This is a genomic window from Coleofasciculus sp. E1-EBD-02, from assembly GCF_040218245.1.
Classification (GTDB): domain Bacteria; phylum Cyanobacteriota; class Cyanobacteriia; order Cyanobacteriales; family Coleofasciculaceae; genus Coleofasciculus.
This window is the reverse complement of record NZ_JAVJQN010000016.1, coordinates 79,172-105,589: the sequence shown is the minus strand read 5'-3', so window position 1 is coordinate 105,589 and position 26,418 is coordinate 79,172. Positions and strand designations below refer to the sequence as shown.

The 26,418-nt window shown below is 46.6% G+C and carries 20 protein-coding genes and 1 tRNA gene; 10 read left to right on the top strand and 11 right to left on the bottom strand.

Annotated features, from left to right (window positions below):
• The first annotated feature begins 10 nt into the window (after positions 1 to 10).
• Complete coding sequence (locus RIC07_RS02815) at positions 11 to 697, top strand: TIGR04283 family arsenosugar biosynthesis glycosyltransferase (RefSeq protein ID WP_446393184.1); 687 nt, start codon at positions 11 to 13, stop codon at positions 695 to 697.
• Between the two features lie 84 nt (positions 698 to 781).
• Here the strand turns inward: RIC07_RS02815 and RIC07_RS02810 are convergent, their stop codons facing one another.
• From RIC07_RS02810 to RIC07_RS02765, 10 genes are all read right to left on the bottom strand, one after another.
• Positions 782 to 1,366 (bottom strand): hypothetical protein, encoded by a 585-nt coding sequence (locus RIC07_RS02810; protein ID WP_446393183.1) that lies wholly within the window; start codon positions 1,364 to 1,366, stop codon positions 782 to 784.
• Between the two features lie 454 nt (positions 1,367 to 1,820).
• Positions 1,821 to 2,735 (bottom strand): branched-chain amino acid transaminase, encoded by a 915-nt coding sequence (locus tag RIC07_RS02805; protein WP_446393182.1) that lies wholly within the window; start codon positions 2,733 to 2,735, stop codon positions 1,821 to 1,823.
• 263 nt (positions 2,736 to 2,998) lie between these two features.
• Positions 2,999 to 4,738: a M61 family metallopeptidase gene (locus tag RIC07_RS02800; protein ID WP_446393181.1), complete on the bottom strand. Its 1,740-nt coding sequence runs from the start codon at positions 4,736 to 4,738 to the stop codon at positions 2,999 to 3,001.
• Positions 4,739 to 4,892: 154 nt separating this feature from the next.
• Complete coding sequence (locus tag RIC07_RS02795; protein WP_044210874.1) at positions 4,893 to 5,576, bottom strand: Crp/Fnr family transcriptional regulator; 684 nt, start codon at positions 5,574 to 5,576, stop codon at positions 4,893 to 4,895.
• Positions 5,577 to 5,741: 165 nt separating this feature from the next.
• Entirely contained in the window at positions 5,742 to 6,938 is a 1,197-nt protein-coding gene (dxr, locus tag RIC07_RS02790) for a 1-deoxy-D-xylulose-5-phosphate reductoisomerase (protein ID WP_446393180.1), read from the bottom strand.
• Between the two features lie 553 nt (positions 6,939 to 7,491).
• Positions 7,492 to 9,843, bottom strand: coding sequence for an AAA family ATPase (locus RIC07_RS02785; protein WP_446393179.1), 2,352 nt, complete (start codon positions 9,841 to 9,843; stop codon positions 7,492 to 7,494).
• A gap of 240 nt (positions 9,844 to 10,083) precedes the next feature.
• Entirely contained in the window at positions 10,084 to 10,701 is a 618-nt protein-coding gene (locus RIC07_RS02780) for a hypothetical protein (protein ID WP_446393178.1), read from the bottom strand.
• A 156-nt stretch (positions 10,702 to 10,857) separates the two neighbouring features.
• The gene (locus RIC07_RS02775) at positions 10,858 to 11,247 is read right to left on the bottom strand and encodes a type II toxin-antitoxin system VapC family toxin (protein WP_446374568.1); all 390 of its coding nucleotides are present in this window, start codon (positions 11,245 to 11,247) and stop codon (positions 10,858 to 10,860) included.
• Complete coding sequence (locus tag RIC07_RS02770; protein WP_446374569.1) at positions 11,244 to 11,462, bottom strand: hypothetical protein; 219 nt, start codon at positions 11,460 to 11,462, stop codon at positions 11,244 to 11,246. Before RIC07_RS02770 ends, RIC07_RS02775 begins: the two co-directional genes overlap by 4 nt.
• Positions 11,463 to 11,880: 418 nt before the next feature.
• Positions 11,881 to 12,972, bottom strand: coding sequence for an ATP-binding protein (locus RIC07_RS02765; RefSeq protein ID WP_446393177.1), 1,092 nt, complete (start codon positions 12,970 to 12,972; stop codon positions 11,881 to 11,883).
• A 133-nt stretch (positions 12,973 to 13,105) separates the two neighbouring features.
• On the opposite strand from RIC07_RS02765, the gene RIC07_RS02760 reads away from it, so the two are divergent.
• Both RIC07_RS02760 and RIC07_RS02755 read left to right on the top strand, forming a co-directional pair.
• Positions 13,106 to 13,249: a hypothetical protein gene (locus RIC07_RS02760; RefSeq protein ID WP_446347227.1), complete on the top strand. Its 144-nt coding sequence runs from the start codon at positions 13,106 to 13,108 to the stop codon at positions 13,247 to 13,249.
• 230 nt (positions 13,250 to 13,479) lie between these two features.
• On the top strand, positions 13,480 to 14,517 hold the full coding sequence (locus RIC07_RS02755; RefSeq protein WP_446393176.1) for an N-acetylmuramoyl-L-alanine amidase: 1,038 nt from the start codon (positions 13,480 to 13,482) through the stop codon (positions 14,515 to 14,517).
• 95 nt (positions 14,518 to 14,612) lie between these two features.
• On the opposite strand, the gene RIC07_RS02750 is transcribed toward RIC07_RS02755, so the two are convergent.
• Positions 14,613 to 16,124 carry a hydroxysqualene dehydroxylase gene (locus RIC07_RS02750; RefSeq protein ID WP_446393175.1) on the bottom strand — a complete coding sequence of 504 codons (1,512 nt, stop codon included), beginning with the start codon at positions 16,122 to 16,124 and terminating at the stop codon, positions 14,613 to 14,615.
• Positions 16,125 to 17,145: 1,021 nt separating this feature from the next.
• Here RIC07_RS02750 and RIC07_RS02745 point away from each other — a divergent pair.
• The 7 genes from RIC07_RS02745 (at position 17,146) to RIC07_RS02715 (ending at position 26,379) form a co-directional block, all read left to right on the top strand.
• A tRNA-Arg gene (locus RIC07_RS02745) sits at positions 17,146 to 17,218 on the top strand.
• A 447-nt stretch (positions 17,219 to 17,665) separates the two neighbouring features.
• Entirely contained in the window at positions 17,666 to 20,395 is a 2,730-nt protein-coding gene (locus RIC07_RS02740) for an N-6 DNA methylase (protein ID WP_446393174.1), read from the top strand.
• Complete coding sequence (locus RIC07_RS02735; protein ID WP_446393173.1) at positions 20,388 to 21,683, top strand: restriction endonuclease subunit S; 1,296 nt, start codon at positions 20,388 to 20,390, stop codon at positions 21,681 to 21,683. The genes RIC07_RS02740 and RIC07_RS02735 overlap by 8 nt, the downstream gene beginning before the upstream one ends.
• A gap of 72 nt (positions 21,684 to 21,755) precedes the next feature.
• The gene (locus RIC07_RS02730) at positions 21,756 to 21,989 is read left to right on the top strand and encodes a FitA-like ribbon-helix-helix domain-containing protein (protein WP_446393172.1); all 234 of its coding nucleotides are present in this window, start codon (positions 21,756 to 21,758) and stop codon (positions 21,987 to 21,989) included.
• The gene (locus RIC07_RS02725) at positions 21,976 to 22,422 is read left to right on the top strand and encodes a PIN domain-containing protein (RefSeq protein ID WP_446393171.1); all 447 of its coding nucleotides are present in this window, start codon (positions 21,976 to 21,978) and stop codon (positions 22,420 to 22,422) included. The genes RIC07_RS02730 and RIC07_RS02725 overlap by 14 nt, the downstream gene beginning before the upstream one ends.
• Positions 22,415 to 25,675 (top strand): type I restriction endonuclease subunit R, encoded by a 3,261-nt coding sequence (locus RIC07_RS02720; RefSeq protein WP_446393170.1) that lies wholly within the window; start codon positions 22,415 to 22,417, stop codon positions 25,673 to 25,675. The genes RIC07_RS02725 and RIC07_RS02720 overlap by 8 nt, the downstream gene beginning before the upstream one ends.
• Complete coding sequence (locus RIC07_RS02715) at positions 25,672 to 26,379, top strand: M48 family metallopeptidase (protein ID WP_446393169.1); 708 nt, start codon at positions 25,672 to 25,674, stop codon at positions 26,377 to 26,379. The genes RIC07_RS02720 and RIC07_RS02715 overlap by 4 nt, the downstream gene beginning before the upstream one ends.
• Positions 26,380 to 26,418: the final 39 nt, after the last annotated feature.

Below are 26,418 nucleotides of genomic sequence, written 5' to 3'. Positions count from 1 at the left end.
AATCTATGAAATGCACACCGAAACAATTTCAGTTATTATTCCCGTTTTAAATGAAGCAAATACAATTGGTTCGGTCTTAGATAGACTGGTTAATACTGACAATGTGGAGGTTATTGTAGTAGATGGGGGGAGTCAAGATGAAACCGTCAGTGTGGCGCGATCGCGAAATGTCCAGGTTATTTCTACCCCACCCGGTCGCGCCTGTCAAATGAATGCGGGTGCAGCGAGGGCGACGGGTGATATTCTCCTATTTCTCCACGCCGATACTCGTTTACCTGGCAATTTTGATCGTTTAATCCGCCAAGCGCTGCAAGAACCCCAAATCATTGCAGGGGCGTTTGAATTACGCATTGATTCTCAACAGTTTGGCTTGCGCCTCATTGAACGACTGGTAAATTGGCGATCGCGTTTTTTTTCGATGCCTTATGGCGACCAAGCTATATTTTTAAAAGCGACTGTTTTCCATGATATAGGTGGTTTTCCCAATTTGCCAATTATGGAAGATTTTGAATTCATTCGTCGCTTGCAACCACAGGGACGGATTACGATTGTTTCAGAATCGGTTCTGACATCAGGACGACGATGGGAACGGTTAGGTATCATCAAAACCACTCTAATTAACCAGCTTATTATTTTGGGGTATTTTTGGAGAGTTTCTCCTGAAAAACTGGCGCGATGGTATCGGGGAAAAGAGTAATGTCTTCGTGCCAATCAGTACCTGGACATAATTTCTGTCCGCTGTACTCAGAAATAATAACAAGCGTCAAATGTTTACTGTTGCCTAAGCTACACCCTGACCTTCAATTGTCAAAGGTTCAGAAACCGCCTGTGTTTCGATTTCTATTGCTATTTTATAATGAGTAAATATAGGAATTACAATTCCCGGATCTTGCCAACCTGTCAAAGTTCCTGTATTTACCTCTCCTTCTGGTGATAACAGCACCTCTCCGGCATCATTCAGTGGATTAAGACCATCACTTATACCTAAATAGAACGTTTCGTTTTCAGAGAAATTGAATCCAACTTCTCCAATTCCTGCTGCTAGCCCTTTGCCCATTTCGTCAAATAAAAATAAGGACAAAGATGATAAAGATGATACCGATAATAAGGGATTTTGAGCAACACTAAACCTAAAAAATGCTTGACGTTCAGATTCAAGTTGGTAGAGATCGATATCTGCCGGACTAAACAAACTACCCTCAATTGTGTCAATCATTGGCACTGCGATTGGACCTTGAGCGGATGAAATTAGTTGTCCTGCATCATCATCTTCAATAAAGGTTGATTCTGAGGCGGTGTTGTCTAATCCTCTGGGGAGACTCTTCCCGCCCATCAACTTCGTTAATAATGATTTAAAATTTATCATCGGCTTTCTCCTAAAAAACGTTGAGACGAATCAAGCAAGTTAACTTAATTCGTCCGTTTGCTTAACCTTAAAATCATTTTTTGGTTTTTTCAGTTAATTGTATTGATTCTAAATTAATTTTAATTAAACTTAAATTTTTAATCCAATAATGTTTACATTCAGTCAAGTTCGATCACCTATCATCTTACATTTAGAGACGGTATCATGATCTCCTATAAACTAAAGCGATTTTGTCTTGTTTGCCACACAAGGACTGTAGCTTTTAACTGCCTTAAGACAAATTGAAATTCGGGTAAAAATGGCTAAAGCTATTGCTGTCCAATATTCTGGCAAATCAAACTAACAATTTAGCACACTAACTACGGAAGACCCCTTATTTTTCCATCATCCAACGCCAGGGGCTTAGTCGGTTGGGTTTCGCTTACGCTCTACCCAACCTACTTTAATGTTTACTCTATCCTAGAGGAACAACATACACCCAATCTTGATATAGCAGATTGCGATTTTCCGTAATTGCCGTAATTTTATCTCTCAGTTTCTCTGTGATGGGTCGCGTTTTCGATAATTCATAATTCTCAATCCGTTTAATTGGAGTAATTTTAGCCGCCGTTCCACTTAAAAATGCTTCATCGGCAATAAATAACTCCGATTTATCTACAGGGCGTTCGATTGTGGGGATACCTAAATCCTTTGCCAGCATCAGGATACTATCTCTGGTGATTCCTTCTAAAATATCTTGGTCATATCCCGGCGTAATCAGTTGCCCATTCCGCACCATAAAGATATTCATCCCGGAGGCTTCACAGATTTTTCCCTGAGCATTCATCAGTAAAGCTTCATCAAATCCAGATTCTACCGCTTCTGTCTTTGCTAGAGATGATGTGATATAGGCGCCACTAATTTTACCTCTTAGGGGCAAACTGTGATCGGCTTGACGATACCAGGAACTAATTCGACAGCTTACCCCTTCTGGGGATAAATAATCACCCAGTTCTAATCCATAGACGAAAAAGTCTTTTTCAATCTTATGAAGTCTGGGGGCAATTCCCAAATCGGACGTATAAATAAAGGGTCGGATATAAAAGGAGGTTTTAACTTGATTCTTTTTGACGAAATCTACAATTATAGTTTTGATTTTATCTGCGGGTAAGTCGTAATGTAAATATTTGGCACTGTCACTTAATCGTTTACAATGACGGTCTAAACGAAACAGGAGAATTTGTTCGGGGTTTTGGGGGTCAGGAATCCCCCGCAATCCGCCAAAAGCGCCTGTCCCATAATGCAGCGCATGGGTAGCAATGGAAATTTTGGCATCATCGAAGGGAAGAAATTGGTTTTGAAAGTAAGCGATTGGCAGAAATTTATGCATTTTTAAACTAGACAGTCAAGGCTGGTGGAAGGTATGGTTATCGATTGTACTACAGCTAAGTGATTTTGCCAGGGACTAGCACATCGATTTAGGCGTAGGGGCGGGTTTCACTATTCAGGACTTACGCAGGTACATCATATATGGTGGCAATGGTGCGTTACGCTACGCTAACGCACGATGGCGGACTGACACAGCTAAAATTGTGGAATAGATTTGACGTTTGGGCGCAAGTCTTTGCGCCCATACAGTTGCTGGGTATGCGCTTAATCCTCCTTGGTGTTCAACCACCCGGCTAAATTCTGTTTTTGAGTCTCTGAGGGATTCTCAAGCTGCACAACCTGGTAGCGGGTGGGTTGGGATTCGCCTAGGGTAACGGGTAAGGTACAAAGTTCGTCTTGATGGAACACGGTTACCTGAATCGTGTCACCGGGATGGTAATCTTTAAGGCGATCGCATAATTGATCAGCACTGACTCGCCAACCGTCTATTGCCAGTAATTGATCTCCAGCATCTACCCCAGCTATTCCCGCCGGAGAGGTGGCGTTGACAAATTTAACGACCTCTTGCCCATTCTCGGTCTTGACAATTACCCCTAAATAGGGTTTAGACTCCTCGTCTTCCACCGTCTTGAGTTTTAAGCCAAAGGGTTCGAGATACTCATCGAAGGGCAATTCTTCTGTCCCCTCAATGTAGCGACGGAAGAAATCACTTAAATCAGTATCAGCGACAGACTCCAACACCTCTTGCAGTTGTTGAGGCGTAAAGCCAACCTCCTTGGCACCAAACTCTTGCCACATCCGCTGCATCACATCATCAAGGGAACGCTGATTGCCATGACGCGATCGCACCAGCAAATCCAGTAATAAGGATACCATTTCTCCTTTGAGATAATAGGAGATCTGACTATTATCACTATTGGCATCCCGGCGATATAACTTAATCCAAGCATCAAAACTGGACTCACTCAGGGGTTGCACCAAACGCCCTGGGATCAGTTGCATCCGGGTAATTTCTTTACCTAATCCCTCTAAAAAGGTTTTACTGTCGTAAATCTTTGCCCGTAAGGGGAGGACTAAATCATAGTAACTGGTTGTCCCTTCACAAAACCACAGGGATGTGGTAAAGCTTTCTTGTTCATAGTTAAACCGTTCTAAGACTTTGGGGCGAATCCGCTTAACATTCCACAGGTGAAAGAACTCATGGGCGACTAATTGCATGAAACGATTGTATTTATCTTTCGCCCGGAACCCGAAACGGGGATAATTTAAGGAACAAGAGGTTTTATGTTCTAAACCGCCAAAGCCTGTGGACGATAAATGCAGTAAAAACAAATACCGTTCGTAGGGTAATCCCCCATATAACTCGGCTTCTGTCTCGATAATTTTCGTCGTATCGGCAATAATCCGTTGCGGATCAGCATTTCCCTGTCCCCAAATTGCCAGTTGATGCGGTTTACCCAGAACTTCAAAGTCGTAAACCTGTTGTGTGCCAATTTCAAAGGGACTATCGACTAAGGTGTCAAAATCACTTGCCTCAAAGGTATTCTCAGCACCATCAACAGGGGGTAAGGGTGTGGTTGTCTGCCAATCGGATTTAGGGGGTACAATCGTCACCTGAATCGGCTGTTGCTCAAAACCCGGAACAAACAGGAATAATGCCGCCCCATTAAAATAGCCGTGAGTGGCATCTAGGTGATTGGTGCGTACTGATAATTCATTGGCAAAGACGCGGTAGCGGACAACGATGGTTGAGGCGTCTCCAGTTTGAACCTGCCAGTGATTTTTACTCTGTTTATTCCAAGGTAAGGGCTGGTTTCCAGTCTCAACTCGGAAATCCTGTAGGTGTTTGGCATACTCCCGCACTAGATAAGAACCCGGAGTCCAGACGGGCATTTTTAAATCTAGCAGCGATTCCGACCAACCATTCACCTGTAGCGTCACCTCAAACAGATGAGATTGAGGTTGAGGCATAGCGACGTGATAATGGAAGGTGGGTTTAGTCATTTGTCCTTTGTCATTTGTCATTCGTCCTTTGTTGATGATTGATGGTTGATAGTTCATGGTTGATGGTTAGATGGTTCATGGTTCATTGGTAATCCCCTCCCCCATCTCCCCCATCTCCCCCATCTCCCCCAGCGTCCCCAGCTTCCCTTCTATCCTAGAGCCGTCCAGCTAGATGGGTTAGTTGTTTGAGATTAATCAAACAAAGTTTTTGGTCTTGGGGGTCAACATCAGTCCAACCCTTACTTTCCAGCTTTTTCATGATTTTGGCTGTATCTTCCACACTGATATCCGTAACCTCAGCTAAGTCTTTATAGGGAATGTTATAAATTTCGGTTCCCTTTTCCCCCACTTGACCATAATTCTCTGCTAAGTTGACTAAGGTATTGGCTAACTTAATCGCCGCAGGTTGATGGCGTCGTTGAAAGCGAACATTGGTCTGGCGCAGCCGTCTGACCATCAGTTGTAGCATCCGGTGGTGTAACTGGGGATCTTTGAACAGGGTTTGAATGAAGCGCTGGGCAGAAACGCTGAGCAATTTGACCGATGAAAGGGCGACAACATCTGTAGAGCGGGGAGATTCATCCAAGATTGCCATCTCGCCAAAAAAATCTCCCCGACCCAAAATTGCCAACGTCACGGCTTTGTCCCCATACAGGCGTCGAACTTTGACCCAACCGGACATGATAAAGTAAACGGCGTTGCCCCAGGCATCTTCCATTAAAACGGCTCGCCCTGTGGGATACTCATGTTCGACTCCAACTGACAATAGCCATTCTAGTGTCTCGGGGTTCGCCGTATTAAATAGAGGGAAAAGCTCACTAAAAGCTTTGGTGTGCATGAAAGGTTTATTAACGTTGGATCATCTAAGATTCCATTACACCACACCAGAACAACAGTCCCCAACTTCCTTAAGTTAGTGGTCTGTGAGCAGGGGTGCAGGAGTGCAGAGGGGTAGGTGTGTAGGAGGGGTTAATCGTTAGTGAATTGACCAACAGTGTTTTTATTATCGCAGAGAAACCACGCGATCGCTCTTTTCTAAGGTTGGATAAATCCGCAGCACTTCCTCTCTTGCCCAGCGATCAGCAGCTAGAATATCTTCTAGTCCAGGATCAGGGCAGTTATCACGGCTGTGGCGATCGCAGGTTTGCTCAATACACCGGGCAATGTCTAAATATTGGATTTTCTCGTCTAAAAATAGTGCTACGGCTTGCTCATTGGCGGCGTTTAATACCGCTGGCATTGAACCCCCAGCCCGCCCTGCGGCGTAGGCTAATTGCATACAGGGATATTTATCATGGTCAGGTTCTTTAAATGTCAGCGTCCCCGCTTTGACTAAATCCAAGGGTTCCCAGTCCGTATAGATCCGATGGGGCCAGGATAAGGCATAGAGTAGGGGTAAGCGCATATCGGGCCAGCCTAACTGGGCTAAGACGGAGGTATCTTGTAGTTCGATTAAGGAGTGAATAATGCTCTGGGGATGGATGACAATATCGATATCGTCGTAATCCATGCCGAAGAGGAAGTGCGCTTCAATTACCTCTAGCCCCTTATTCATCAAGGTAGCGGAATCGACGGTAATTTTGCGCCCCATCGACCAGTTAGGATGTTTAATCGCATCCGCAACCGTTACCTCCCCTAACTTATCGACTGACCAATCCCGGAACGCGCCCCCAGATGCGGTGAGGATAATCCGCCGTAATCCGCCCTCTGGGACTCCCTGAAGGCATTGGAAGATGGCAGAATGTTCCGAGTCAGCCGGAAGCAGTTTAACGCCGTGTTTGGCAATCAGGGGATTGACAACAGGTCCCCCGGCAATTAGGGTTTCCTTGTTGGCTAAGGCAATATCTTTTCCGGCTTCAATTGCGGCAATGGTGGGTAACAATCCCGCACAACCGACAATTCCAGTGACTACCGCTTCAGCATCACCATAACGGGCAACTTCCACCACACCCGCTTCTCCCGCGACAAGAATCGGTTGGGGATCGAGGTTTGCGATCGCGGCTTTTAGGTCAGGTAATTTTTCCGCATCACATAAGGCTACGATTTCCGGTCGAAACTGTCGAATTTGGGCAGCTAACAGTTCCACATTGCTGCGTGCTGCCAATCCCACCAACCGGAATTGGTCTGGATGGTGAGTTAAAATCTCTAGGGTTTGAGTGCCAATCGATCCAGTGGAGCCGAGGAGAGTAATTGATTTCACAACAGTTTCTTAAGAATTCGCCGCTCTTTAATTACTATAGGATTATTTTGCACATCGTTCATCAGCCTGGAACTAAAGTTCCGGCTCAAAGCTTAAACCCGTTAAAACGGGTTCGCAAGTTTACCCAGTCAGCCAAATTGTGTTGTAGGGTGAACAGCGCGAAGCGTAACGCACCATGGCTCAAGGTTTTGGTGGGTTAGGCTGCTGTTTAACCTAGGATGGTGGCGTGACACAGCTTATTTGATAGATTAAGCTGATGCCCAGAAACTGTAGGGGCGCATGGCGTGCGCCCGATTCAATGGTAAAATCTATTCCATCATTTTAGGTCAGTCCAGTAGTGGCGTGACACAGCTTATTTGATGAATTAGAATGGCAGCCCGGAAACCGTAGGGGCGCATGGCGTGCGCCCGATTCAATGGTAAAATCTATTCCACAATTTTAGGTCAGTCCAGTAGATTGGGTTGACGCTAGGAAACCCAACACCATTATTGATTGGCTGGTTACGGTTTTTAGTAGTGCGATCGCGTATGGCGAAGACAGCGCAACGACAAACTCAAGATATTACTCCCCCTGTATCTCTGGCAAACCAGCGCCGGATTAGTTCCACTTGGAAGCAGTAGCCGCCACCACTGTCTTCAATTAACTCCCGTTGCAGGAGTAAAGTAAGGGTAGGATTCAAGCGATCGGGAAACTTGCGGGATAAAGCCGCCTTACCAATACTCACCCCTTCCCCTTGTGCTGCCAAAAAGCGCAGTATCGCCAATCCCAACTCATCCACTTGATTGCGTTCGATGTCCGCAAAGAAGAAACTACCACTGCTTAAGGCTTCGGGTATAGCGGCTTCCACATCAACTACAGTTGCCAGTCGGCGAATCGATACCTCTTGCTCATTTTTCAGAGCGACAATCTCAGAGCAGAGTAATTGTACCAAGCAGGGATGACATCGGGTTAGGGATAGGACTCGCTCAACCGCATCGGGTTCATAGCGTAGGGTGAAATCTGGGATGGGGCGTTCAATCAGTTGGCGGGCTTCGGGTTCATTCAGGTAACTGATAGGCACAACCTGAACGTTAATCAGGTAACTCGCCCAGCGCTGAAATTCTTCAATCGTATGAGAGCCAGCGAGTAAGACTTTGAAGCGGGGGCGGTGCTGGATGAGATGGCGTAGCATCCCCAGGACATCGGTTTCGCTGAAACGTCCGTCGGTTAAGGCTTTATCCAGTACCTCGAATTCGTCTAATGCGAGGAGTGCGGTGTTGTTGTCTAAGGTTTGTTCAACATCATCCAGCCATTCGTCAAAGGTGGTAAAGGGGTCATCTGTTAAGGCTTCACGGGTGAGGGGAGGTAAAGTTAAACCAGCTTGCCGTTTAGCTGAATTGGTCATCCCTTTGGTAAGATTATAGAGAAAACCAGCATGGTCACTCGCTGATGTGGGTGCGCCTTGTAAATCCACAAACATAGGGATGATGGAATTGGGGAGGAGGCGTCCCAGGTTATTTAACAGAGAGGTTTTGCCCATACGTCGCTGACCATAGAGGAGTAAGGGAGGGCGGCGACGGTCTAAGATTAATTTCTCGATGCGAAGCCCAATGCTGGTGCGTCCCATGAAGAGTTGAACCTGTTCATTCAGCGGTACACCAAAGATGTAAGGATCGTCAATTTCTTGGTGTAGTTCAGTGGCTGCAATTAATATTTGTACGTACTCAACAACTATTTGCTGCCAACGAATGGCAATGGGGCGAAAGCGAGGAGCGTATTGATTACTACTTTTAGTTAACTCTTGGACAAGAAGGTCTAGAGCTTTGGTGACATTTTCCAGAGCGATACGTTGGTTATATACACTATTCTGGTTGAGAGCGGCATCTACATCGGCGCTGATAGAATGAAACTTATCTAAAATTGCGTTAGCGGAACCTTCCAAGTTTCCTGAAGCGAATGAGTAGTAAGCTTTACGGATAGCCCCTAAATTAGTACGGCGTTCTAATTTCCGGGCATCTAATTCAATTTGTGCCGCTTGAGCAGCCCAACGGTGGCGGCTAGTATTGAGGTAGTTAAGGGCAGCTTGTCCTTCTGCTGGGTTGTTTTCCATGACTAGGACAAGGTGTTTGTCTAACCCCGATAGAGGTAAGCGCTGCCACTCGTCCCAAAAGGCTGAATGATATCGCAGAACGCAAGATTTTGTATCTGGGCGTTGTTGGTCAAGACGGTAAAGTAGCTCATTCCATAGGATGACAAAGGGATAAGTTACGATAGGTAGCCACAAGTTTATACTGACGCCCATGCCTAACGCCACGCCTGCCGCCACGCTTACCGCCACGCCAAACACCACGGTGACCACCTTTACCGCCACGTCTGCCGCCACGTTTTCCACTACGCCTGCCGCCACGCCAAACACCACGCCAAATGCCACACCAAATGTCACGCCTTCCAAGCTTCCCGCCACGCTTTCCACGCTTACCGCCACGTTTACCATCACGTTTAGCGCTACGCCAAATGCCACGCCTGCTGCCACGCCAAACACCACGCCAAATGCCAAGCTAAACGCCAAGCTAAACACCACGCAAAACACCACGCTTGCCGTCACGTCTAGCGCCACGCCAAGGATAATCTCATTCAATGACTCCCGAGGCACTAACAGCACTAAAGCCAGAATTAAATTGGCAAGTATCGGTAGAATGATGTATCCCTGAAACAAAAGCTTCCAGAATTTTGGATTTTGCCACAGTAACGGATTTCTTCGGTTATTGTGGAAGTCTAAAGCAGGATCAATGCGTTTTAGATGATTCCGAAACGCTGAGGGATGAAAGACCATCCAAAATAATAGTTGCAAACTTCCCAGAATCAAGTTCGGGTGCTGCTCAGGTGAATCGGTATAGGCATTGCGTGGAATTGAGGGTGAAGACATCTCCGTTTAAGCTTAAAACGTGACTCTGTGAATAGGGAAATTCGGTATAACTCACTTATGGCACCAGTCTTACCAACCGCCTAAGGTTGAAACCCAAGGAACCAAAAGCGAAAGTTGTCTAAAGACGACTGAATAAGAGTTTTAGTCCACTTTAGTGGACAGTAGCTCTTAGCCCGGAGTTTGAACTCCGGGCGGATGTCGGGGCTTACTGACAAAGATGCAAGTTTGAGATATAACGATTTACAATTGCTGATCCAACTGTAACTCACATTGTTGAAACACATAATTCACGGCAGCAAATAACCGCTCCAAGTCCTGAATTGTATAAAACCGCTTATTTTGGGTAAAGTTATCGGATATCAGTTGACCAAACTGCCATATAGCCCCATTGGAAACAACACCAAATATCCTTTGTCCTGGATCATTGTTAATTTTCTGCACCGCCACCATTTCTGCCAAACATTGCCCCCATCCTTCAGTAAAATCACTCTCTTTCTTTGCATCAACGACTACAAAATAGGGCTTATCAAACACCACTGTCCCCAAGGGAGAGCGCTTCGCCACGATATAATCAGGAGTTCCCGATAAATTTTCATCGTAGGTCAAGGCTTGGTGACTCCAGAGCAGGAAATTGCGGCGATAAGCTTTCCAAACTTCTTTTAATATGGGATAAATAATCGTCTCACAAATCGCCATGTCTGAATTGTCAAACACTCCCTCATTTAAAATTAACTCTAATTCATTCCGAAAACTGTCACTCACGTCAAATTCAATCTCGGTAATGAAATTGTCTCGAATATATTTGATTTGAAACGCTTTAGCGACTACGCCAATACTTTTATAACTGCTAAATGACATGGTTGACCTCTTTATCGTGTCGTGAGTGGGCGCAAGCCTTGCGCCCCTACAATGTTCTTGTAGTTCTAGGTTGGGTAAAGCGCTCGCTCTACCCAACCATTTATCCGATCGCGTTGGGTTTCCTTGGATTTTCCTAACCTACTCCTGAGAATTTGTTTAGTTGAGAGTTTGTACATCAGGATAATTCAGAATTTTGGTGTCAGCCGTTAGTAACGGGCATCCATAGATTCTTGCTGTAGCAACAATTATCTGGTCAGATGGATCGCGATGAAATCCTATCAGTTTAGTTGACTCAACTACTATGGGAATTGTCAGATTGAGTAGTTGCACTCCTGGATAAGTTAAAGCGCCTGCTAACCACTCCTCAACTGAAATTGACAGAGTAAGTTTGCCAACCTCAACCAATTTAGCAACTTCCCAACAAGAAATTATGCTAATTCCTAAGCCTTGTTCCTGGTAGTTTTTTATCCACTTTCGATGTTGCTGAGTTAATCGCTGATTGTCGTCAACCCACCAAATCCAGATATGGGTATCCAGTATTATCATTGCAGAACTTCCCAATCTTCAACAGATATAGCTGAATCAAATGGATCATCATAGCGAATAACTTTACCGCGTAGAGAAGCAGGATTTGAATTTAGAGATGTAAGATGACGTTCTAGAATAATGATTTCAACGGCGTCTCCGGCTTGAAAGGGTAAATTATTGAGCGTCAATGTTCCAGTTTTAGTTAATTTGGCTTCTATCCGATGTGCTTTCATGTTTGTTTGTCTCTTCCTGAATGTTGCTTATCTTGATTTGTGGAAAACGTAGCTTATTCGCTAGAGTCGTTGGGTTTACTAACGTTTTCCCAACCTATTTTAATAGTTGTGTAAGTATCTGGCTCACTGGTAGAAAAATCTTGCTGTTTAGAACCAGCCTTGATATCGTAGTTCCCAAATAGATGGGGTAAACCCGACTGTAGGGGCACCATCCTTGCGCCCTCTGCGGCAACAGGTTAAGGTGCGTTACGCTACGCTAACGCACCCTACTGGCGTGACCGGGTTAAAATAAGACTTTGTTTGTAGTAAGCACTTTAGTGCTTTAACGCCTAGCTGGAGAGGGCTAAAGCCCTCACTACGAACCAAATCTATTTCACCATTTTAGCTGGGTCACGCCACTACATAAAATCTGGGTTCTCTAAGAATTCGTAAAGGGTGCTATCTGTCTTAATCCCTCCTCCCGCCAATCATCCCCCGTTTCCCCCTCTTCCAAACTAAACAAACGTTCGCGACACAGAATTTGCAGCAGCAGGGGAAAACATTGACTTTTCTCCAAAATCCAGGTTACATCCTCAACCGGAAACGGAATCGGTGAACTGTCAATCAATTCCCGCGCCTCCACCTCTGTCAATGCGCCCAGATAGGCGGTATAGCCAAAGATATTGAAAAAGGGAGAACTATGTCCGGTATGAGACGCCAAATCCAGGGGAGATTCCGGTGTGGCTAAGACAAAAGCCAGATTTCCCCCCGTCTGATTTGTGGCTAAAGACCGTAAACTTTCCCAAAACCCATCATCTAACTCTGGACAACGCTGCAATCCCACGCCAATTTCATCCAATAAAATAACGGTGGGTGAATGCAAATGACTACTCACCACATCCATAAAATAATCTAGGTGACAAGGCTTCGGCACTTTCATACTCATGCCTTCTAGAATATAACCCAGCAATTTCTCTTGGCTTGCCATCCGTGTATCCTGAAAATCCACAAATATCCAGCAGTAGGATTCTGGATGGGGTAACCAGTCCGATTTTTGACCGGGACGTAATTCCTCCGGTGGCGTCGTGGTAATGGTTTTCAAGTAGTGCAACAGAGAGGTTTTGCCAATGCGCCGCTTCCCGATAATCGCTGCATTTTGCAGGGGATGGCGTTTGAGTAAATTGAACAGGCGTTTAAGTTCTCGTTTGCGCCCAAAAAAATAGCGGGGATGGGTGATGGGTGTCCCGGTGATGAAGGGTGAAGACTCCTCCAGGGTTGGGTTTGAGTCCTTGGGAGAGGGTGGATTGTCTGACTCATCTAAATAAATATCTCGCCACTCTAACCCCAACGCTTCGCACAGTTCGACAAAATACTCAAAATCAACGGGTTCGCCATTGAGGAATTTTTTCACCGTGGATAACGATGGGGTAACGTGTTCAGCAAACTTCTTTTGGCTGGGGTAGCCATTGCGCCGAAGTGCTGATTTGACGTGGTTTCTGTAGTCTGGGGCAACTTTAAGCGATCGCGCCATTATTCATAATCAGCGACAAGTCAATTCAGGTCAACTCAAAGTTAGCCATAAGTCAGCTACCTCAGCCAAATTTCTCAACCCGGTACTCACCTAGCCTTCTCCTTGAATGGGATTAAGAGTTCAATCTGATTCAATGAAACGATTTGAAGACCTTAAAACCATCCTTGAGATTATTGTAATCTTAGCGGCGCTGGCTGAATACCCCCTGCTGCTAGTGACGGCGGTTGTCGTTGTCTGGATGTATGTGCTAATCAACGATAAGGATATTGAAGGGTAGAATTTCTATAGCCGTTGGTTTGACATAAGGGGAATTATCCTGATTGGGAAGTCTCTCAATTGTAAATAATTAACATTTAACTCCATCAGGTGCGAGACAATCTCAAATCCTCCTTTTAAAATCGAGAAAGCCACTTTTACTCTTATTGAAAACAATAAGTGGGTGGACACAATTAAAGTTAACGGTGGATAGTGTCATTCGTCATTCATTTATGTAAGGGAACTTTAACGGTGAAACTGCACTGGCTACTTCCCAGTTTTCTCGGCTTTTTTTTGCTCTCCTTTCCAGCGCAAGCGGCGAGATTACTCTCCTGGCGCTTTGATGTGAATCAAAATCAACTCGTCTTTACCACTGATGAAGGCGTACAACCCAGAGGGCAATTTCTTACCAATCCCAACCGCCTGGTGATTGATTTACCCGGTATCCCCCTGGAGAATGCCAAATTAGAACAATTAGTTGGTGGTGCAGTGCGGGTGGTGCGTGTCAGTCAATTGAACCCCCAAACCACGCGCTTGGTGATTGAGTTTAATCCGGGTTATACGATTAATCCCCAACAAGTTCTATTGAAGGGATTCTCCCCTCGGATGTGGACAGTGCAGTTACCGCCACCGCAACAAGTTGTCCAATTAACCACACCAACCCCCCTACCGTCGCAAAATTCTGTTATACCGCCTATCACCAACAATCCTCCCTTTTATAATTCCCAAGTTCCCAACCGCCGTATTGTGGTTATGGTTGATCCCGGACATGGGGGAAAAGATCCCGGTGCGGTTGGGTTAAATGGATTGCGGGAAAAGGATGTAATTTTGCCCATTTCTCAACAAGTTGCCACCATTTTACAGCAACAAGGAATTCAAGTAATTCTCACTCGAACCAGTGATTATTTTGTAGACTTAGCACCCCGCGTGGAGATGGCAAAACAAGCCCAAGCCGATTTATTTGTGAGTATCCATGCGAATGCTGTTGGTCGTCGTCCTGATGTGAATGGATTAGAAACCTATTATTACTCGAATGGTCAGGGTCTGGCTCAAACCATACATAACAGTATTTTACAGGCAATTCCAATTCGCGATCGCGGCGTGAAACAAGCCCGATTTTACGTTCTGCGTAATAACCCCATACCCGCCGTTCTCGTGGAAGTTGGATTTGTTACCGGACAAGAGGATAACCCACGCCTAGCAACACCCGAATACCAGAGCCAAATGGCAGGCGCGATCGCACAAGGTATCTTACAATATATTCGGCAGAATCCAACGAATAAATTGTAGGGGCGGGTTTAGCCGCTTAATTGTGCTATTGACCGATAACCTTTCAACAAAACCCGCCCTCCCTAACCTAGTGCCATCTGCCTTTTGCCTTTCTTCTAAGGCAACCAAAAATCAGGTAATACTGTCTTCCCCCAATCCCGTACCGTTTTATTAATCATCCGCCCCAGTTGAATATGAGGTTCATCAGGTTCAACCGGAATAATCGTTGCCTTATTTCCGTACCCAAAACGGTCAATTACTAAATTTGCCGCCTCTAAACCCGTTATGTATGCCTTCTCCTGTGACCAAGAACCGTGATTCGTAACAATCCAATCCCCACTCATAAACACATTATCAATCGGAGTGGTCGCTGGCAGCAAATACTGATAACTTCCCGGTGCAAAATGCGTTACTCCTTGCGGTACACGAATCACACTGCTATCAATAACCTTGGCATCCCCAAACTCTGGCACACAAGTGGCTAAATCTCGATGAACCTTTGCCACAATTTGCTCATCACTCATTGGCAATAACTGATTCGCATGATAAAAATCCGCTTCAATGACACTTCCCGGTTCATACGCATATTCATCATGCAACGCATTCAAATCAAAAAATGTCCACCCCGTCGTCGGATCAAAGCCAAAACAAGCATTAGACGGATTCCGCAGAATAACCTTTCGGTCAAACCATAACCGGGTTGCCAGAACATCAATTGCGCCTAAGTTTCTCAAATTCCGGAATTCCGAATAGGGTTGCAAGCTACTACTCGCACTGACAATTTTTTTCATGCCATTGACACTAACGGCAAAAATAACCGCATCGGCTTCAAAGACATCCTCACCGCAGACAACCGCTTTCGCCTTTCCCCTATCGTCCAAGAGAATATCATTCACCCGCTTATTCGTCAGCACTCGTCCCCCGGATTTCTCAATCCGTTCCACCCAGGGTTTAAAAATCATCTCTGCCACCGTTCCCCGACACCAGACAACATCAAAATTAGGTTGGTGAGCCAAAATGAAGTAATACAGCATTCCCAGGGCGGCGGCGGCTGAACATTGCTCACCGGGGGCAAATAACCCCACCAACAGCATCGGTTCAAAGGAATCCCGATATAATCGGGCAGAGACACCAAACTGTTTAAAGAGTTCGCGGGCAGTTACCTGATCATAACGTCGCCATGCTTGATCAGAATTATCAAAATCAATCAGAGCATACAACAGAGGTAAAGCCGAAAGCCTGTCAATTAGAGGTAAGCGTCTAAAGTTGGGATAGAGAAACGTTCCCAATGGGGTAGGCAGCGGGAACTCATTCTGAAACAGAGGCGATTCGACTTCTAACCCAGCAGGAGAATATTGGGAGGAATGGGTAAAAGGTGTGAAGGGTTGGAGTCCCAATTCGTTAACCAGGCGAAAGATATTGCGATAGGGATACCAGAACCCATGAATACCCCCCTCGACTGAACGTCCGCCAGAGGTTTTCCATCCAGCCACCAATCCACCAGGATAGGGGGCGGCTTCTAGAAGAGTAACATCGTAGCCTTGTTGAGCAAGATGATGAGTCGCACCTAAACCTGCCCATCCTGCACCAACGACGACTATCCGCTTTTGTGCTGACGCTTCTGACATCCTTGATCTCATAACTCTCTCTTTATTTAGGATGCCATGATTAGTGGGGCTTGCGTCAGCCAAACTCTACCCAAACAATGAAGCAGGCAAGATGCCCACTCTTATTGAGGTTGGAAAAAGCTGGTTGAAGCTTTCTCACTTCCCACTCCCTAAACTCTCGAACAGTGTTCCAGGTATGAAATTGGGAAGGTGAGGGGCCAAAAAACGGTGGCAATGATAAAGACTATCCGACACCGGAATTTTTGCTCCGACGATAAATTCGTCTCTTTCTGGAATGCATTTAACCAGTTTATGCAAAATAATCCAGCGATTAACAAGTAAACTGTAAGAAGTCCTAGTATCATAATCCTATTTAGTAGAGAGGTTGACTGTATCTATTCCAAGTGATGATGGAACAAATTAGTTTTTTGACTCCAGCAGTTTACCAAACGAGTCCTGATAACAGGCAAGTTAGTAAGCTGTTCGGCATTGAAACCTTAATGTCAATAATGGCGAAATCATTGTAGTGCGAGCATCTTGCTCGCTACCTATTCCCCATTTAAAGGCATGACAGCTTACTGAACCTGCATTAGATTGCCCTAGTAATTACATGATTAAGCATACACACCAGTTCTTTTTCCCAAAGAAGAGTGGAATGTGCCTCTATCTAAAGGAAGAGTCTTCAGGAAAGTCAAAAAGGAAAGCTGCTTTAGGTAACATTCGCTACCTATATCCCCCTCCCGTCCCCCTTAAAAAGGGGGAAGCCAGAGGATGCTTCGCTTTTTGTTCCATGGGGGAGACCAGAGAATGCGTCACAGAAGGGGGAGAATTCAAAGCCTCTCTCCTTGTAGGAGAGAGGTTTGGAGAGAGGTTTTCCAGATGCGGTGAAAAGTAAGATCAACATCGGGGGTAGTTAACCCGGATTTAGTCTGAGCCATAGGCAGGGGAATTTTTTATTTGGCACAGATTGCCGTTTTTTCCAAATCAACGTTATAATCTGATTTGTGCCAGTGTGTTTCCTTTGAAACGGCGCTGCACACAAGGGCGCGTAGCTCAGTGGATAGAGCACCAGATTCCGGTTCTGGGTGTCGGGGGTTCAAATCCCTCCGTGCTCGTTTGTTGTTGATTGATACATCATTTGTCATCGTTGTCAGATTAGTGTCATCGGCTCTCCAGTAGGACGAGGGTAGGGGTTATTGATACGGTCGAGGGTAGTAGTTTTCCGTTTGATGAAGGCTTGTTGTTGGTTATTGAGGTCGCCTTTTTCGTTCATCTTAGTTAAAGTTTTGGCGATGTCTGCTGCTTTTTCGGCACGAACTTCCTCATGCTGCGATATTATTCAGTTTCCTTGATCCCGAATAAGTCATGTCACAATCCTGGTGCTGACTTTTGGCATCCCATCCGATAATAAGGCGATGTTGAGTTTCGTGTAGGCACAGCCCGCCGTAGGCATCGCGTCTCTCGATTCAGGTCAATCTGGTAATCTTCTATAATGTATAGTTTCGGAGGCAGATTGTAAGAACTCTTGCCTTAGAATCCAATAGATTTTGCTCAGGTTATCGATGAAACTAACGCTTTCTCGCTTGTACAATCTGTTGCTTACTGCTTGCGATGATCTGCGCGGTAGTATGGATGCTAGTGAGTACAAAGAGTATGTCTTTGGCATGTTGTTCTTGAAGCGGGCAAGCGATCTCTTTGACCAACGCCGTGCTGAGTTACAAGCAGAGTTAGCAGCTAGAGGCATGGCTGAAGAAGACATCGAGGTAGAGTTAGAAGACCCCGATAATTACTCTAGCAAATACTTCTATGTGCCACCTCGCGCCCGCTGGAATGAGGGCTGGCAAGAAGAAGTGATTGATGATAATGGTCAGCGTCAAATCGTCAAGCATTCGGCTCTCAAGCATGTTAAAAATAATGTCGGTACGACTCTTAATAAAGCTCTAGAGGCAATTGAAGATGCTAACCCGGATGTACTAGAAGATGTACTCAAGGGCATTAACTTCAACCGCAAAATCGGGCAGCGAACGCTGGACGACGATACATTGTCTGATTTTTTGCAGAACTTCGAGAAGATTCCTCTAAGAGACAGCGATTTTGAGTTTCCCGATCTGTTAGGGGCAGCTTACGAGTGGCTAATCAAATATTTTGCTGACTCGGCGGGGAAAAAGGCGGGAGAATTTTATACCCCGGCGGAGGTGGTGCGGGTTTGCGTCGAAATTTGTGACCCAGAGGAGGGGATGCGGGTATATGACCCTACTGTCGGCTCAGGCGGGATGCTGATTCAAATGCGGGACTATCTGCGGGAAAAGGGGAGAAATGCTGAGGAACTGGCTCTGTTTGGACAGGAGAAAATGGGGACAACCTGGTCTATCTGCAAGATGAATATGCTGCTGCATGGCATCTCCCATGCGGATATTCGTCAAGCGGATACCATCCGCGAACCCCAGCACTTAGACGAAAATAACGAACTCAAACGCTTTGATCGCGTTTTAGCCAATCCCCCCTTTAGCCAGAACTATATTAAAAAAGATCTGGTATTCACCGGACGGTTTCCGGTGATGATGCCGGAAAAGGGCAAAAAGGCTGACCTGATGTTTGTGCAGCACATGCTGGCGGTGTTGAAGCACGATGGTCGCTCGGCAACAGTAATGCCCCATGGTGTGCTATTTCGAGGGGGAGAGGAGCATGAAGCCCGCAAATACTTTATCAATCACGGTTATCTAGAGGCGATTATCGGTCTACCTAGTAACCTGTTTTATGGCACTGGGATTCCGGCGTGCATTCTCGTGCTGAATAAGATGGGGGCGACGACTCGCGATCGCGTCCTGTTTATCAATGCCGATCGCGAATACCGTGAGGGCAAAGCGCAGAACTTCCTGCGCCCCGAAGATGTTGATAAAATTGTCTATGCCTATCGCACTAAGGAAAACATTCCCGCCTATGCGCGGTTAGTACCCAGGGCGGAGATTGCCGAGGAGGACTACAACTGCAATATCCGGCGTTATGTGGACAATGCCCCACCGCCCGAACCCCATGATGTGCGTGCCCATCTGCATGGGGGTGTGCCCAAGGTGGAAGTCGATAGCCTCAAGCACTTTTGGCAGAACTATGGGCAGTTGCGAGAGGATGCTTTTGTACCCCGTGATCAGACTTATCTTGACTTTGCTCCGGTGCTGACGAGTAAGCGCGATATTGCCGACTTTGTGGCGACTCACCAGAGCGTGACGACGCGGCATGAACAGTTTATGGGAACGCTAGAGGAGTGGTGGGAGGAAAATCTACCCGTTGTGGAGGCTCTAGCCCCCGATGCAGCGAATCAGGAAGCTCGCCCCCGGAATGTCTATATTATGCGGAGTCGTTTGCTCAGGAGCATTGAAGAGAAATTAGCCAACCAGCAGTTACTCACCTCTTTTCAGGTGCGGGGGGCATTTGCCAACTATGTGGATACATTGAAGGCAGATTTTAAGTCCATTGCAGCCAGTGGTTGGGGGGCAGAACTGATTCCCGATGAGGATATTTTGCAGAGCCAGTTCCCGGAAGTTTTGGAGGAATTGGAGCAAGCGCAGACTCGTCTGGCGGAGTTACAGGCACTATTTGCTGCTGCCGATGCGGAAGATTTTGAGGATACCGACGACACGGGGGTATTGCCTAGTGAGGAGGTGAAAAGTCAAAAAGAGGAGTTGAAGACTTGGACGACGGAGTGGAAGGCGCAGATCAAACAGGTTAAAGCTTTGGCTGGCAATATCTTCACTGAAATTAAGGGGGCGAATTTGTTACCCCCAGGTGCTAAGAAAGGCTTTTATTGCACTGAAGGATTTACCCAAAAAGAGGTGCTGTTTACTAACGGTAATCGTATTCTGGAGCTTGCTGCTGATGTGGGTCATATCAGTGAGTATGCTATTCCTTTAAAAGAAGCAATGGAACGGGGACAACACGCCTATAATCAGGCAGCGAGGATTATCGCCAGCTTGGAGCGTCATAAGGCTCTAGAAGATGAAGTGAAAATACTCAGGGCTAATATCAGGAGTATCGAGAATAATCGCGATGAACTGGTGCAAAGTGCCCGTGAAAAGATTTCTACGGATGAAGCTCGCACGGTGATTATTGAGCGTCTGCGGAAGACGCTGATGGAGATTTATGAAACTTATTTACGGGCGGATCAGCGGGCTTGTGTGCGGGCGATTGAGAATTTGTGGGAGAAGTATGCGGTGACGGCGAAGGAGATTGAAGCAGCAAGGGATGCAGCAGCGCAGGAGTTGCAGGGGTTTTTGGTGGAGTTGGGATATGAGTGATTGGCAAGACTATTCACTGGCTGAGTTTACTGATATTCGAGTTAGTAATGTCGATAAAAAGACTAAGCCCAACGAGGAGCAAATCCGGCTGTGCAACTACATGGATGTCTATGTCAACGATTACATTACGGCTGACTTAGATTTTATGGAGTCAACTGCCAGCCCTCCAGAATATGAAAGATTCAAAGTTGATAAGGGTGATGTTGTAATCACCAAAGATTCAGAAACACCATACGACATTGGGATTCCGTCGGTTGTAGTTGACGAAATAGAGAATTTAGTCTGTGGCTATCATTTGGCTTTAATAAAGCCCAACCCGAAGATAGTGAATTCTGTTTTTCTATCCAAGCAGTTATCAGCTAGTAGTGTTGCATCGTATTTTTCGAGAGTGGCTGCTGGTTCAACTCGTTATGGTTTATCTAATGGAGCTATAGCAAGGACAAAGGTTTCGCTTCCGCCTTTAGTGAAGCAAGACAAGATTGCGAAAATACTTCAGACTGTTGATCGCGCGATCGCACATACAGAAGCCCTGATCGAGAAATACCAGCAGATTAAGGCAGGGCTGATGCACGACTTGTTTACCCGTGGCATTGGTGCGGATGGCAAGCTGCGCCCTCCCCGTGACGAGGCTCCTGAGCTATATCAAGAGAGTGCGATCGGTTGGATTCCTAAGGATTGGAATTGGGAAATCGTTGCTGATTTATGTTCCCAAGTAGTTGACTGTCCTCACTCAACACCTATATATCGTGACTCAGGGATTCCATGCATTAGAACTGCTGACATGGAACCGGGAGAATTGATTCTAGAGCAAGCATATTGCGTGGATGAAAAGGACTATAAGATCCGAACTCAAAGGCTAGTTCCAAAAGAAGGAGATATTATATACTCCCGAGAAGGTGAACGACTTGGCATTGCATCACCTGTAGGCATTAAAAAGGTCTGCCTTGGACAAAGGGTTATGTTATTACGCCCAGATTCAAATACAGATCCAAGCTTTTTACTTTGGAGTATGAATCATATTGATTTTTACAGAAGAGTCGTTAGAGGTTTAGGTGCAACGACTTCACCTCATGTGAATGTTGGAGACATTAAAGCAATACCAATATCAGTGCCAACATATAGAGAGCAGGTTCTCATTGGAGAGAAAATAAACGCAGTTCAAGGTGTTTTAAACCGAGAAAAAAAATTCAGAGCGAAGCTACAGCAGAAGAAAAACGGTCTGATGCATGATCTCCTCACTGGCAAAGTCCCCGTCAAAGTCCATTCTGATAAGGTGGATCATATCTAAAACTAGCCCTATCGCCTGTCCTGATAGCAATGCTATCATCAGCATAAGCAATCCCTTCAAAACCCCATCGCTATGGCTAATCTAATTGTTCGTAACATCGACGATGCCATTGTCAAAGCACTGAAACAACGGGCTAGTCGCCACGGCATCAGTGCCGAAGCCGAGCATCGCAAAATCCTAGAGCAAGTCCTATTGCATCCGCCCCAAAAATCCTTTGCTGAAGTGCTTCGCCTCATTCCCAATGTTGGCAAAGATACCGACTTTGAACGCAGCCAAGATGACACCGCCCCCGATGTATTTACTTGACACCAACATCATCAGCGAACTGCGGAAACAAGACAAAGCCAACCCCGGCGTGCAGCAGTTTTTCGATGATGCCATTGCACAAGAGGCTAAACTTTTCCTCAGCGTCATTACCATTGGTGAACTCCGACGCGGGGTTGAACTAATCCGCCATCGGCGTGACCATCCCCAGGCAGACTTGTTAGAGGCATGGTTACAGCGCATCCTGACAGACTATGCCGACTGCATTCTTGACTTTACCATTACCGATGCCCAAGTTTGGGGATATCTACGAGTCCCCCATCCGCAAAACGCTATTGATAAACAAATTGCTGCCACTGCCCTCACCCACAATTTAACCTTAGTTACCCGCAACGTTCAGGATTTTATCGGTACGGGCGTAGATCTTCTTAATCCATTTCAGAACCCTGACGCTGAGATTTCCACCAATGTCTGAATATACCGAAGTTGAACAGCCATTTCTACAGCAGTTACAAACCCTCAGTTGGCAAATTATCGACCAGGGCGCACAAATCCCCAGTGACCCCACCAAAAGCCTACGGGCTAACTTTCGCCAGTGGCTACTGCCCCAGGTCTTTAACCAAGCCGTCGCAGCCCTCAACACTAACGCCGACGGCACTTCCTGGCTCACTCCCAAACAACTCCAAGACCTGCAAGACGAGATCCTGCGTCAGCCCAACCGCACCCTCCTCGAAGCCAACGAAGCCATTCAAAAACTGCTGTTTAAAGCCCAAGTCGATGTCAACGAGCAAACCGGGGAAGAAGACCCTGTAGTAAAACTGATCGACTTTGCAAATCCCCAAAACAACCAGTTTCACGCCATCAACCAGTTCCGCATCGATACACCGGGCTGCGTTAAGCAATACATCATTCCCGACATTGTATTATTTGTGAACGGCATCCCCTTGGTGGTGGTCGAGTGTAAAAAAGGCAGTGCTACCTGCGCCAATCCCATGTCCGCAGCCTTTGAGCAGCTCCAGCGTTACATGAACCAGCGAGAAGAGACCACCCGGCATGGTTTACGGGAAGGAGAACCGCGCCTGTTTCATCCCAATCTGTTCATTGTTCGCAGCACAGGCGTTGAAGCTGACTATGGTACGATCACCTCCGAAGCAGAGCATTTCTATCCCTGGAAAACCCAGTATCCTCAACCGGAGAGTACCGCCGCAGGGCTGAACCAACAACAGCAACTCATCAACGGTATGCTCAATAAGACCAACCTACTGAGCATCTTGCGGACTTCTAGCGTCTTTATGGACAGCGATAGCGGTCCCCGCATTAAAGTGGTGTGCCGTTACCAACAGTTTCGAGCAGCCAACAAAATTATTGAGCGTTTACGCCAAGGTCAAACCGCAGCCGAAAAAAGTGGTGTTGTTTGGCACACCCAAGGATCGGGCAAAAGCCTAACTATGGTATTTGTGGCGCGGATGCTGCGGGCATCGTCAGACCTGAGCGACTACAAAATTGTGCTGATTAACGATCGCGTCGATCTCGAAAAGCAGTTGTCTAAAACCGCCACCCTGATTGGCGGGCGAGTTTATCCGATTGAAAGCACCCAAGCCCTCCGAGACCACCTATCAACGGATGCCTCCGATATCAATATGGTGATGGTGCATAAGTTTCAGCAGCGCGATCGGGTCATGCCCCTGAAAGTTGCCGAAGCCCTGGGGACTTATCGCCCTATTCCTAGCAACCAGACCTTTGGCGTAGTCAATCACTCCTCCCGCATCGTGCTGATGATTGACGAGGCTCACCGCACCCAAAGCTCCGACCTGGGCGATAACGTCTTTGAAGCCTTTCCCAACGCTGCCCGTCTTGCCTTCACTGGCACCCCACTGATTACAGAGCGACACGGTGAAAAGAAAACCCATAAACGCTTTGGCAGCTACATCGACACCTATCGGCTCATGGATGCCGTACCCGACGGCACCACGCTACAAATTTTGTACGAAGGTCGTACCTCCGACGATGCCCTCAATGATAAACAAGGCTTTGAAACCCGCTTTGAAAATCTCTTTCGCGATCGCAGTGACGAAGAGTTACTAACAATCAAGAAGAAATACGGGGCGACTGGCGACTTGTTAGAAGCCAAGCAACGGATTGGCGCGATCGCCCAAGACCTGGTGAAACACTACCTAGAAAATATTTTCCCTAACGGCTTTAAAGCCCAAGTGGTGTGCCATTCTAAACTCGCTGCTGTGCGTTATCAAAAAGCAATCCATCAAGCCTTAGACGACACCGTAGCCCGCTTAAAGGCGCAACCGAACCCCGACCTCGAACTGATCCGCAAAGTACGCTTCCTCAAGGCAGCAGTGGTAATCTCCGGCAGTGGCACTAATGAGCCTACCTACGTCACCGAAGCCCGCCAGCAAGTCCGAGCTTGGAATGCCGTCGATAACTTTTGCCGTCCCTTCGACTTTGACGATCCCGATAAGCCTCATACTGGCATTGCCTTTTTGGTTGTGTGTGACATGCTACTCACGGGCTTTGATGCCCCCATTGAGCAGGTGATGTATCTCGATAAAAAAATGAAAGAGCACACATTGCTACAAGCGATCGCCCGCACCAACCGAGTCAAGAAAGGCAAACAGCGGGGCTACATCGTCGATTACATCGGTCTCACCGAAAATCTGACGGAGGCTCTGACTCTGTATGCAGCCACTAATGAACAACAGGAATTGGCTCAGGGCTTAAAAAGCATTGCCTCTGAGATGCCCGTGTTAGAGGAGCGATATCAACGCCTGCTACAGCTATTTGCAGAGCATAAGGTCGCCAAAGTACGGGAATATGCCGAAGGGAACCTAGAGACCATCGAAGCAGATGCTGCTGTGGTTCATGAGGCGGTTAAGCTACTCAAAAACGAGAAAATCCGGGCTGACTTTGAGGTCTATCTAAAAAAATTCCTGGCGAGTCTGGATATTATCCTGCCCAACCCCATTGCTCAAAAATACCGAGTGCCTGCCAAACGGTTGGGCTATATCCTCCAGGTCACCAAAGAGCGTTACAAGGACACTAGCCTCAACCTGGGCGACGCTGGCAAAAAAGTCCGGGATCTAATCAACGAGCATTTGATTAGTCTAGGTATCAACCCCAAAGTGCCTCCCGTAGAGCTGCTATCGCCAGACTTTATGGCGCAACTTAACCAGCACGCAGGCAACAACGACGAAGCCAAGGCTAGTGAAATGGAGCATGCCATCCGCAAGCATTGCACTGTCCACCACGATGAAGACCCAGCCTTTTATCAAAGCCTATCGGAGAAAGTCGAGTACCTGATCGAAGAATATCACGACCGCTGGGACAAGCTCGCCAAAGAGTTAGAGAAAATCCGCGAAGAGGCGATCGCGGGTCGTCAGCAGGGTGAAGAGGGCATGAGCAAAGAAGCGACGACCTTCTACGAACACATCGCCAACCAGGTCTTTGAAAATGGAGAGATACCCCCAGATGCCAAACCCAAGATCAAGGTGCTGATGGAAGCAGTTGTCGAAACCTTACAAGATAGTATTGGCAGCATCGATTTCTGGAATAATAGCGATAAGCAAAAGCGAACCCGCAGTGAAATCAAGACTGCACTTACCCTTACTGGCATTGTCGAGTTGAAAGTAAATCGCGAACGGATCGCCGTTGAAATCATGAAACTCGCCAAAAACCGACACAACGAACTATTGAAAGGTACAACTGACAACCCATGAATATCCGCTGTGTCAGAGATATAGAATACCAGTTACTACCTGGTAGCCCGCGTAAAACCACCGATATTGTGATTGAGCGTGATGGCAGAGTAACCTTGCGCCCACCGATTGATTACACCCCAGAACAAGCCGATGCAGTAGTAGAAAGCAAGCGTCTATGGATCTACCGCAACTTGGCTGAATGGAAAGACCTCAATGCCAGTGCCGTAGTGCGCGAGTGGGTCAACGGTGAAACCTTTCTGTACCTGGGTCGTACCTATCGTTTGGCACTCGTATCAAATCAAGACCGTGCCCTCAAGCTCAAAGAAGGCTACTTTCGCTTAGATCGTCGAGTCGTTGAGCAAGGCGGTAATGCAGCAGCAAAACAAGCATTTATATCGTATTTCATCGAGAAGGGTCAGCAACGTTTTCGCGATCGGGTCAAATATTTTGCTCCTAAAGTCGGCGTTCAGCCTGGGGGAGTCAAAGTCAAAGACATGGGCTACCGCTGGGCTAGTTGTGGCACAAGTGGCTGGCTTAATTTTCATTGGAAATGTATGATGGCATCACCCAGAATTATTGATTACATTGTGGTTCATGAGCTATGCCATTTCCACCACCGTAATCATAGCGATCTCTTCTGGAACGAAGTAGATAAGGTCATGCCCGACTACCGGGAGAGAAAAGAGTGGCTTAGAAAAAATGGTGCCAGTTTGACCGTATAGGCAACTTAGACCATCGCTAACCCTAGTCGTTAGAGCGGT